Source organism: Phormidium sp. CCY1219 (genome assembly GCF_035615515.1).
Classification (GTDB): domain Bacteria; phylum Cyanobacteriota; class Cyanobacteriia; order Cyanobacteriales; family Laspinemataceae; genus CCY1219.
The window spans coordinates 1-10,677 of record NZ_JAJENT010000914.1; the positions used below are offsets into that span (position 1 = coordinate 1).

At 52.2% G+C, this 10,677-nt stretch carries 9 protein-coding genes; 6 read left to right on the forward strand and 3 right to left on the reverse strand.

Annotated features, from left to right (window positions below; translation table 11 throughout):
• The coding region (locus tag LKK83_RS29935; RefSeq protein WP_324635123.1) for a WD40 repeat domain-containing protein at positions 1-873 on the forward strand (873 nt) is incomplete at its 5' end.
• Positions 874-1,295: 422 nt separating this feature from the next.
• Here LKK83_RS29935 and LKK83_RS29940 read toward each other — a convergent pair.
• Positions 1,296-1,985: a transposase gene (locus LKK83_RS29940; RefSeq protein WP_324635124.1), complete on the reverse strand. Its 690-nt coding sequence runs from the start codon at positions 1,983-1,985 to the stop codon at positions 1,296-1,298.
• A gap of 632 nt (positions 1,986-2,617) precedes the next feature.
• Here LKK83_RS29940 and LKK83_RS29945 point away from each other — a divergent pair.
• Together LKK83_RS29945 and LKK83_RS29950 are read left to right on the forward strand one after the other, a co-directional pair.
• The gene (locus tag LKK83_RS29945) at positions 2,618-3,394 is read left to right on the forward strand and encodes an SDR family oxidoreductase (RefSeq protein WP_324635125.1); all 777 of its coding nucleotides are present in this window, start codon (positions 2,618-2,620) and stop codon (positions 3,392-3,394) included.
• Between the two features lie 581 nt (positions 3,395-3,975).
• On the forward strand, positions 3,976-4,212 hold the full coding sequence (locus LKK83_RS29950; RefSeq protein ID WP_324635126.1) for a hypothetical protein: 237 nt from the start codon (positions 3,976-3,978) through the stop codon (positions 4,210-4,212).
• Positions 4,213-4,492: 280 nt separating this feature from the next.
• On the opposite strand, the gene LKK83_RS29955 is transcribed toward LKK83_RS29950, so the two are convergent.
• Positions 4,493-5,893, reverse strand: coding sequence for an aminopeptidase P family protein (locus tag LKK83_RS29955; RefSeq protein WP_324635127.1), 1,401 nt, complete (start codon positions 5,891-5,893; stop codon positions 4,493-4,495).
• Between the two features lie 131 nt (positions 5,894-6,024).
• On the opposite strand from LKK83_RS29955, the gene LKK83_RS29960 reads away from it, so the two are divergent.
• Positions 6,025-6,474 carry a DUF4332 domain-containing protein gene (locus tag LKK83_RS29960; RefSeq protein WP_324635128.1) on the forward strand — a complete coding sequence of 150 codons (450 nt, stop codon included), beginning with the start codon at positions 6,025-6,027 and terminating at the stop codon, positions 6,472-6,474.
• Positions 6,475-6,508: 34 nt separating this feature from the next.
• On the opposite strand, the gene LKK83_RS29965 is transcribed toward LKK83_RS29960, so the two are convergent.
• A complete protein-coding gene (locus LKK83_RS29965) occupies positions 6,509-7,129 on the reverse strand; it encodes a TetR/AcrR family transcriptional regulator (protein WP_324635129.1) in 621 nt (206 codons plus the stop codon).
• A 166-nt stretch (positions 7,130-7,295) separates the two neighbouring features.
• Between LKK83_RS29965 and LKK83_RS29970 the strand changes: the two genes are divergently transcribed.
• Positions 7,296-8,975: a M16 family metallopeptidase gene (locus tag LKK83_RS29970; RefSeq protein WP_324635130.1), complete on the forward strand. Its 1,680-nt coding sequence runs from the start codon at positions 7,296-7,298 to the stop codon at positions 8,973-8,975.
• Positions 8,975-10,468, forward strand: coding sequence for a M16 family metallopeptidase (locus tag LKK83_RS29975; protein ID WP_324635131.1), 1,494 nt, complete (start codon positions 8,975-8,977; stop codon positions 10,466-10,468). Before LKK83_RS29970 ends, LKK83_RS29975 begins: the two co-directional genes overlap by 1 nt.
• The last annotated feature ends 209 nt before the right edge of the window (positions 10,469-10,677 follow it).

The window sequence follows — 10,677 nt, forward strand, 5'->3', positions numbered from 1 at the left end:
GTAACCGCCGTGGCCCTCTCCCCGGATGGCCAATACGCCCTGTCCGGTTCAAGGGATAACACCGTGAAAGTGTGGGATTTACTCACCGGGGAGCCGGTGGTGACCTTTAGCGGCGACTCTCTCTTTATGGGTTGTGCGGTGGCCCCGGATGGGGTGACAATGGTAGCCGGCGATGGGTTGGGGGTGGTGCATTTTTTGCGGTGGGAAATAGATTCCTCCTTACTGCCACTCCCCCGCCGCTCTCCAGGGGCGGACAATCCCGCGAGTTTGTTTTATCGAGGCTTATCCTGGGCGCAGCAGGGACGGGGGGAAGAGGCGTTTGCCTGTTGGCAGAAAGCGGTCAACCTCCGTCCCGATGCTGCCCCCAGGATTTGGCAACAGGGGGGCAAAGCGCTGTTGTGGGCAGGAGAATGCTATGAGGAGGCAGCCCGCTGCTTTCAAAACGGGGTACAACTGCAACCAGACAACCCGGAATTGTGGAATGGGTTGGCGATCGCACAGCGGCGCGCTGGGGACGCAGAAGCCGCACTTTCCACTTACGATCGCGCTCTAGAATTGCAACCCGATGCCCCCTATCTCTGGGCCAATCGCGCTTATGCTTTGCGCACCTTAGGTTCCTATCCGGAGGCGCAGGCGAATTTTCACCAAGCCCTGAAACTCGACCCGACGTATGCGAATGCTTACTATAATCTCGCTTGTCTTTATGCGTTGCAAGGCAAGGTAGAGTTAGCCTTAGACCATTTGCGGCAGGCGATTGATTTCAACCCGAAATATCGCGAATTGGCGAAAACCTATACCGATTTTGATGGGATTCGCCAGGATACAAGGTTCCGGGCACTGATTGAAAATCGCGCTATTCCAGGAACTGATTGAAAGATGACGACGTGCGGTAGGGAGGGGGCCATGCTGTATCCGCTGGGTGGCGCGGGGGAGTGTTAACCCGCACCCCGCCCCCTATACTACAATTGTCAATCTGCAATTTACTGTCGCCTCCCGTGCATAGCCCCCCGGCAATTTCAATCCCCCAGTTTGCCCCTGTGGAGTATTTATGCAATTGTCAATCTGCAATATACCCTGACTTTTATTACCACAAAGTTTTAGAAATGTCAAGGGCAATATATAATGTCCGGAGAAATAATCGCCAAAAGGATTAGTGCCCCTAGGCGCACGATAGCCCTGTCGCGCATGGCTTACCCTAGAACCTGCAAAGGTGCGATTTCAATCGCCCGCGTTGATTCCCTCAATACGAACAGACCCTCTCCTACGCGGGCGAATTGAAAACAATTGTTCCGGGGTTAATCTGCTGTAGAATTGGCATCGAGGAGTTGCTCGAATTCCGCGATAGATGCAATCGAAATTGCTTGTTGCAGCAGTTGTTTGAGGGTAGGAATATCGGTGATTTGATTCACCCGCGCCCTCAGTTCCGAGGGTACCGAGTTAAACCGCACGGTCAACACTTCTAGGACCGCCTCGCGAGCAGTTTGTAGCATTCCTTCTTGGCGACCTTCTTGGCGACCGGCTTCCATTGCGCGGCGTTCGATATTGCTGAGAATTGGCATTTGTCGTTCCTCCTGATAGGCTTGGAGTTTGGTATCAAAACTTTGTTGGAGTGATTCGGGTAGGGTCATCATCCAGTCAAGTAGGCGAAATAACTTGATGATGTCGTTTTCAGTATAGCCTCGCTCGTAGAGGTTTTGCACTAATTCCCATTTCCAACGTTCTCGTTCCTCGGCGTTGCTGGTGGTGGCTTTGGTTTTTAAGTGGGCCATGACTAAGAAAGCGAAGGGATTGGGGCTTTCTTGCAGGATTGACCACTGATTTTCGTAGTCTAGGAGTTTGGCGGTGGGAAATTGAAAGTGCATGGAACAGCCACCGAGTTCGTACCTGTAGGAGTTGGGACGCCAGGAGGGGCGATCGTCTCCTAAGATGGCGAGGCTAATCACCTTTTTGTGAATGTCAAAGGAGCGGTAATGGTAGATATACATTCGTTCGGTAAATTCGGCATCTTCTTGACTCTGAATTTCGATATGAATAAACAGGTAAGCTTCTTGTCCGTTGCGTTGCCAAACTTGGAATAGTTTGTCTCCTTCGCGCTCTCCGGCGCTCCCGCTAGGGCTAATTTGTTGCAGTTCTTTGTCGAGGGATTGGTATTATCTGGTCCAGTCTATGAGCGAGTGAACCAGGGGGAAAAAGAAGTTGAGGAAGGCTTGCAGATAGTCTTCTATTGCTTCTTTCCACGGTTGGTTGTAATTGGCATTTGGGGTATCCACCCTGATGTCTCCCAATGTTTTTTGATTTGGTTTTATATTAACATGTAATTGTCTATTTTTAACAGCCATTTAGCAACTTTTTTTAATTACACGGGCGGTTGTGGACATAAAAAATCTGGGTTTTGTTCGGTTTGAATTAGCGTTTGTTTGCTCGATTTGGGAACTTGTAAATTGAATTGTGTGGAGGCGGATACTCGGGGAGGGTTGCCCAGGCGATCGCCTGGGAACGAGTTGATTTGGCGGAGTAAAGTAGGGCCAAATGGGGGAGGTGGATAGATAGCAGATGAGGAGTAAAATTGAGAGGTTGCAACGGGAGGATGTAAAATAACGAGGAGTTTTGCGGAAATATGGAAACCATGAACGATCGCTGGAATTTGAAGGAAAAAAAAGCCTTAGTCATCGGTGCTACCCAAGGGATTGGCTTAGCAGTGGCGAACGAACTGCTCTGTCTGGGTGCAGAAGTGGCCATTGTGGCCCGGAATGCGGAACAGATAGACCGACGAGTGGAAAGCTGGAAGGCGCGGGGATGGCAGGTGGAAGGCATTGCGGGGGATGCCTGCAGCGCGGACGATCGCCACCGCATCTGCGATCGCATCGGCGAACGGTTTGGCCATTTAGATATCTTGGTCAATAACGTAGGCACGAACATTCGCAAAAAAACCCTGGACTATACCCCAGAAGAGTACCAAGCGATCGTGCAGACCAATCTCACCTCTGCCTTTGAACTGTGCCGCCTGTGCTATCCTTTCCTCAAGCGAGCCGCGATCGCCAGCATTGTGAACATTGCCTCAGTGGCGGGGTTAGTGGCCATACCCACCGGTGCGCCCTATGCGATAACCAAAGCGGGGTTAGTACAACTGACGCGATCGCTCGCCGTAGAGTGGGCCGGGGACAACATTCGCGTAAATGCCGTCGCCCCCTGGTACATTCGCACTCCCCTCACCGCCCCGGTGCTCGACAATCCCGAGTATTTCGCCACCGTCATCGACAAAACGCCAATGCAGCGCGTGGGCAACCCCGAAGAGGTGGCCGGCTTAGTGGCCTTTCTCTCCATGCCTGCCGCCTCTTATATTACCGGACAATGCATCGCCGTAGATGGCGGCTTTTTAGCCAGTGGATTTTAATTTTCATTTAATTAAAAATCGCCAAACTTGTGATATTATACCTGATTTATTTTAGCAGATTGGAAAAGGGCGAAAACTGCAGTGAAAAAAATGATGCGAATTTCCTAAGCTGTGGTAGGCTAAAATTGACAAGACCATCCTGAAACCTTGAAGCAACTGTGACGGAGAATTGCATGACTTAAGGTGTGCCAAATTTCGCAATTGTCTTGGTGGCGATCCGCGCGCGAAATTGTTTTCTAACAGTTACCCGGGAAACTGGCAGCCAGCTAGACCCCCACCGAAGCAGCGCGAAACCGAGGAAACTCATATCGGCTTAACAACGAGGAGAAATGCATGGGCAATGCCATTTACCCTGATTGGTCTTACCCCTCACGGGTTTTTACCACATTTCAGTTCGGGGAAATGCAACATTGATTCACGAAAGTTTGCAAAAATTTGTAAAATTTATTGAGGAGATTTAGTAGCACAAGATGATGCAATTGTAAATCAAACCAGGGAAAGATTGCGGCCAACATTGGTGCGATTTAGCATACCTAATAGTTTTCCTTTATTTCTCAGTGTAGTGATTTCAGGAGTGCAAAATGGCAAAACATACACGACGAATCAATTCTGCCCTTCATGGGAGGTTCTTCTGCATGTCCATCCAGGTAGCAATCTGCTTGGCCGGCGTTTCTCAATCGTGGGAACCGTCAATCTTCTCCGAGGAGGTAAGCGCCAAAGCGGAAGCGGTAACCGTCGTGAAAGAAGAGTGCAAAGACGATGAAGACAAAAAATGCGATCACCATCGGGGAAGCAGTGAAGAGCGGTCTGCAATCTAATTGTTTATATTTAATAAATGCCATGCAATTCGATACGATCGCCCCGCTTTCGGGGAATTGCGAGTTAACGCCACAGCAAGCCACGGCGTAACCAAGGGAGAAAGAAACGGGAGAGATGGAGAAGGGAGATAACATAGACAACCAGGAAATTTAGAGGGAGGCTAGGCGTCGTCAGCCACAGGGGGGTTCTGGTGGACCGATGCAAAACGCTCTCCCTTGAGAAACGGAAACAGCAGAATCGGAGGGTGGGGAATCTCCACCCTCCGCCCAGTTTTCTCGCCTAAGATCCGCTTTGCACGATTTGCTCGATAGTGTCAGCTTGAGTGGGAATGTCGGCGGTGAAGACTTCCCGACCATTTGGCGTCACCAACACATCATCTTCGATGCGGATACCGCGCACGTCAGAGAAGTGAGCTAACTTATCCCAGTTAACCACCGCATCGTAGTGCGATCGCCGTTGGGGGTCTTGCAAAATAGCCGGCACCTGGTAAAAACCCGGTTCGATAGTCACCAACATCCCCGGTTGCAACCGACGGTGAAGCCGCAGGTAACACAACCCGAAGCGATCGCTGCGTTGGCGGCCCGCTGCATAGCCGGCCACATCCCCCAAATCCTCCATATCGTGGACATCCAAGCCGAGCAAATGGCCCACCCCGTGGGGGAAAAATAACGCATGAGCGTCCATTGCCACCAAATCCTCCGGATTCCCCTGCAAAATCCCCAAATCCACCAAACCTTCCGCCAGGATGCGCGCTGCGTGCAGATGCACCTCGAGATATTCCACATCCGGACCGACCTGTTCGATGCAGGCATCATGGGCCGCCAGCACCACATCGTAAATATCCCGCTGCGTCGGAGAAAACTGACCCGACACCGGCCAAGTGCGCGTCACATCCGACGCCCAGCCAGTTGCCGTTTCCGCGCCCACATCGGCCAGTAACAAATCGCCAGGGTGTAACCGATGATGATAGCGTTCGTTATGCAGCACCTCCCCATGAACCGTAACGATACTGTTGTAGGCAACCGAAAAATTCTGAGACAGGATAGCGCCTTCCATCGCCCCGCGCACCATCGCCTCAGTTTTCGCCTCCCGGGTGGACTTCATGCCGATTAAATGGACTTGCACCGTACAGGCGGCAGCTTGGCGCAACTCCTTGAGCGCCGGTTCATCGTGGGTGAGGCGCAACTGAGCGATCGCCTTTGCCAGTTGCAGGTCCAAGGCTTCATCCGGATTTGCGGCATCGGGAGCGGGAGACACCGGGCGATCGAGCACCCGAGACTGTGCCGCCAGAGTCTTGCCATCCTGCACGGCGATCGTAGCCGCCCCCCGCGCCCGGGAAGCTAACTCCCACAGGGGAAACGCCGCATCCGCCCCGATCGCCAGAGCAATTTCCTCCCGTTTTGGCGTCACCCCATGCCAGAGGGTACTTGCCGGCGAGGGGTCATCCATAAACAATTCCAGCTTCCCCTCCGCCAAGCGAATCGCCGCATTTTCCACCGGCACCCAGGCAAAATAGAGAAAATGACTGCTAGGGCGAAACCGGAAAACATTCGCCGGAAAATTGCGCGACGAGGGACTTCCCGACCATAAAATCGCCGGAAAATCGATCGCGCGCGCCAATTTTTCCCGCCGATCGCGCAATACAGCGTCCAGAGAAGCCGTCGAAGTTTGAGTTTGCATGATGAATCGATGTTATTTTATGATTTGAGCGGGGCGATCGCACAACCGCCCGAGAGAAATTGACCCACCCATGTACACCGGGTTTATAATTAAAATTTAATCCGTTAGCAAAATCTTACCAAAATGTGGGGATGAAAAACCATACCGGGGCGAAAAACAGCCCGATAAAACCCTCTAACTGGCCATTAGAAAACCTGCCCGGATTGAGTGGAGAATACCGCGATCGACTCGTTGCCTGTGGCATTACCACCACCCGGCAACTAATCCGAAAAGCAAGCAGCGAAGAACAAAAACTCGCCCTTGCCAACCAATTAAAGATTCACATCCAACATATTCGCAAATGGGTGGCGATGGCACAGCTTGCCTGCGTGCCCAGCGTCGGTTGCCAATACTGCGGACTGTTGCTGCACGCCGGGATTGCCTCCGTCAACCAACTTGCGGGAGTACCGATCCACCGACTGCACCAACAACTGAAGCGGGTGCAAGTCAGCACCATGCACAGAAGAGATTTGTGTCCCTCGATAGATCGCGTCACCCAATGGATTCAGCAAGCGAAAGTGCTGTCCAATTGCCACCGTTAAACGCCAAAGGAGAACCCAGACAGAAGCCAAAAAACTACTCCGGTTTAGCTAAAACCCCATTGAGAAAAATATCCGCCAAGCCTTCAGCCATTTGCTTGAGCGCTTCTGGGGAGGAATCCTCACTAAACATGGTTTTTTCGCTAAATCCAGCCACAGCAAACATGCCTAAAAACACATGAGCCACCAAGCGGGGATTCATGGGACGATAAATGCCTTTTTCCATTGCCGTTTCAAAAAAAGCCTCAGCCACATCCGTCATTTTGGCAATCACTTCTTCTTGGATGCGATCGCGCAATTCCGGGTGAAACTGAGCCTCCAGGAAACACACCCGCAGCAAATCCCCATTCTTGTGTAGATTGAGCATTCGCCGTCGCATCACCTGGGCCACCGCCTTGTAGCTGCCCATTTCGCTGAGTTCCGTGAGCAGATCCGTGAGGATTTCGACCCATCCTTCCGTAGCCAACTCCACCAAAATAGTTTTTTTATTGCCAAAATGACGAAAGAGGGTACCCTCAGCCACACCAGCAGCTTGAGCCAGATCCCGAGTGGTGGTGCTGTTGTAGCCTTGGTGGGCAAACAAGCGCTGCGCCGCCTGTAAAATTCGGGTGCGCGTATCGCTATCCGTCGGTTGTGGTTGGGGAGTAAATAGTTTCATCTTCGAGTAGATAATGAGTAGAGGGCAAAAAATATTCTTGCGTTGGTTTTATTGTCTAACGCAACCCGAGTGAATTGCCGAAACTTTCACAGATTGTTAACTTTCCCCTCGTGGGTAAAAGGAACCATTGATGCTAGAGAGGACGTAAAAACGCCGCAATCCGTTTATGAGTAGACTCAAAAAAATACCTGGATTTTTCCCCATCGCCCGCCTGTGGGGCAGAGTTTTCCCACCAAACCCGAGGCGATGCTTCTTTTATCCTAACCAAAGCCGCGATCGCCGCCCCCGGAGGCAGGGATTTCGCGCCCGCCCCCTGATTGTCGCCCTAGTCATCGTCGCCCTGCTGTGGACCGGGATTCCCGGTTCCGCCGCCATAGCGCGAGAGCGATCGCAAACCACCGCCGCCGAATCCATCCAACCCTACCTCGATCGCGTCATCGAGAAAGTCACCGAATTCACCCTAGACAATGGCCTCAAATTTATCGTCTTAGAACGACATGAAGCCCCCGTCGTCTCCTTTTTAACCTACGCCGACGTGGGCGGGGCCAACGAACCAGAAGGCAAAACCGGCGTCGCCCATTTCCTGGAACACCTCGCCTTTAAAGGTACCCCCCGGATTGGCACCCGAGACTATCAAGCCGAAAAAGAACTCCTCGACCAACTCGATCGCGTAAATGCGAAAATCGAGACAGCGCGCGCCGCCGGCAAAACCGCCGAAGTGGAAAAACTACGCCTGGAATTCGACAAACTCGAAACCGCCGCCTCCGCCTTGGTGGTGCAAAACGAACTGGGTCAAATCGTGGAACAAGCCGGCGGAGTGGGACTCAATGCCACCACTTCTGCCGATGCCACCCGCTATTTTTATAGCTTTCCCGCCAATAAGCTCGAACTGTGGATGTCTCTCGAATCCGAGCGCTTCCTCGAACCAGTCTTTCGGGAATTTTATAAAGAAAAACAAGTCATTCTCGAAGAACGAAGAATGCGGACCGATAACTCCCCAATTGGCAAAACCATCGAGGTGTTTTTAGACAACGCCTTTCAGGTGCATCCCTATCGCCGCCCGGTGATTGGATACCCCGAAGACCTGAAAAACATGACCCGTCAGGACGTGCGGGAATTTTTCGAGACCTATTACGTGCCGAGCAACTTAACCATCGCCGTGGTGGGAGATGTGGATCCCGACGAAGTGCAGGGACTGGCGGAAATTTACTTCGGGCGCTACAAAGCCCAACCCGCCCCCCCGGAAGTCACCGCCGTGGAGCCACCCCAAACCGAACCGCGTCAGGCGACGGTGCGCTTCCCCTCTCAACCCTGGTATCTGGAAGGATACCACGCCCCAGGTATCGACCATCCCGATCGCCCGGTGTATGAAATCATCGCCAGCATTCTCAGCGATGGTCGCACCTCGCGCCTGTATCAGTCTCTCGTGGAAGAACAGCAGGTAGCGCTTTCGGCGCAGGGGTTTAGCGGGTTCCCCGGGGATAAATATCCCAACTTGATGTTGTTCTATGCCCTCACCGCACCGGGTCACACGGTGGAGGAAGTGGCGAACGCATTGCACGAACAAATCGAGCGCCTCACCGAAGAACCGGTATCGCTCCAGGAGTTAGAGCGGGTGAAAACCCAAGCGAGAGCGCAATTGCTGCGATCGCTCGATTCCAATCAGGGGATGGCCAGTTTATTGGTGGAATATCAAGTGAAAACTGGGTCGTGGCGCAATCTGTTTGCCAAATTAGAACAATTTGCCGCCGTTACCCCCGAGGATGTGCTGCGAGTATCGCGCGAAACCTTCCGTCCCGAAAACCGCACCGTGGGACTGCTGTTGCCACAGGAGGAAACTAACTAATGTCCAATGCAATCACCAAACGCAAGAATAAAAGCCGCAAATATCTCGTCTGGCTGCTTCTCGTCCCCTTGGCGCTCGTCTTGTTCGCCTTGTTTCCGGTGACGGCACAACCGGCTAAACATTATACGGAATTAGAGTTTCCTCCCGCACCGGAAGTTAAGCTACCCGACTATACCCGCTATCAACTGGATAACGGTCTGGTGGTGTATTTAATGGAAGACCGGGAATTGCCCCTGGTCAGTGGTCGGGCGTTGTTTCGCACCGGCGATCGCTTCGAACCGGACAGCGAAGTGGGACTGGCACAAATCGTCGGGGAAGTGATGCGAACCGGTGGCACTAAGTTTCATTCCCCAGATGAGTTGAATCAAATTTTGGAACAAAAAGCGGCATCGGTGGAAACCAGCATCGATACTACCTCCGGATCGGCAAACTTCAATACCTTGAGTGAAAATTTACCGCAGGTGTTTGGATTATTTGCCGAGGTGATTCGCTATCCGGTTTTTGCAGAAGAAAAAATCGAGTTGGCGAAGACGCAACAAGCCGGTGCGATCGCGCGGCGCAATGATAATCCCAGCGATGTGGCAATGCGCGAATTTCGCAAGTTGATTTATGGGGAAAAGAGTCCCTATGCCCGCACGGTGGAATATCGAACTTTGGAGAATATTTCTCGCCCCGATGTGGTGGGGTTTTACCAGAAGTATTTTGCTCCGAACAATACGATTTTGGGAATTGTGGGCGATTTCGATACCGAGGAAATGCGATCGCTGATTGAAGCGAAATTCGGCGACTGGAAACCGGATCCGAAATTAGACCGACCCACAAGCAATTTGCCCCCGGTGACGCAAGCAAAAAAAAGCGGTATTTTTCTCGTGAATCAGCCCCAGCTTACTCAGAGCAATATTCAACTCGGGCATCTGGGGGGAGAATTGAAAAATCCCGATTATCCGGCAATATCGGTACTCAATGGGGTGCTGAATGGATTTGGCGGACGGTTATTCAATCAGATTCGATCGCGTCAAGGATTGGCGTATTCCGTGTATGGTGTCTGGAGTCCGCGTTACGATTATCCGGGAATGTTTATTGCCGGCGGATCGACGCGATCGGATGCCACGGTTCCATTTATTGCCGCAATGTTGGAGGAAATCGAACGCATCCGCACCGAACCGATTACGGAAGAAGAGTTAGAATATGCCAAAGAATCGGCGTTGAATTCTTTTATTTTTAATTTCGCCGACCCCAGCCAAACCCTGTCGCGCTTGATGCGATATGAGTATTATGGATATCCGGAAGATTTTATCTTCCAATATCAGCGCGGCGTTGAAGAAACCACCATCGAAGACGTGCAGCGAGTGGCGCAGAACTATTTAGCTCCCGAGCAGTTGGTGACGCTGGTGGTGGGCAATTCTACCGCGATCGAACCGCCGTTAACCAGTCTCGCCCCGGAAACGAATGTAACCGCTATTGATATCACAATTCCGGATCCGAGCAGTTGAAAACTCCCTGTGGGGTGGGCGCATTGCCCACCTTATACTCTTTTCCTCAATCCGTGGGCAATTCCCACCCTACATCACATCGACCTAACCCCACTCGTTCCCAGGCTCCAGCCTGGGAACGCTCTTTCCGAAGCTCCGCCTCGGAAAGGGCAAAAGATTCACCAGAGACGATATTATACCACCAACTCGTCCAACTCGTTCCCAGGCTC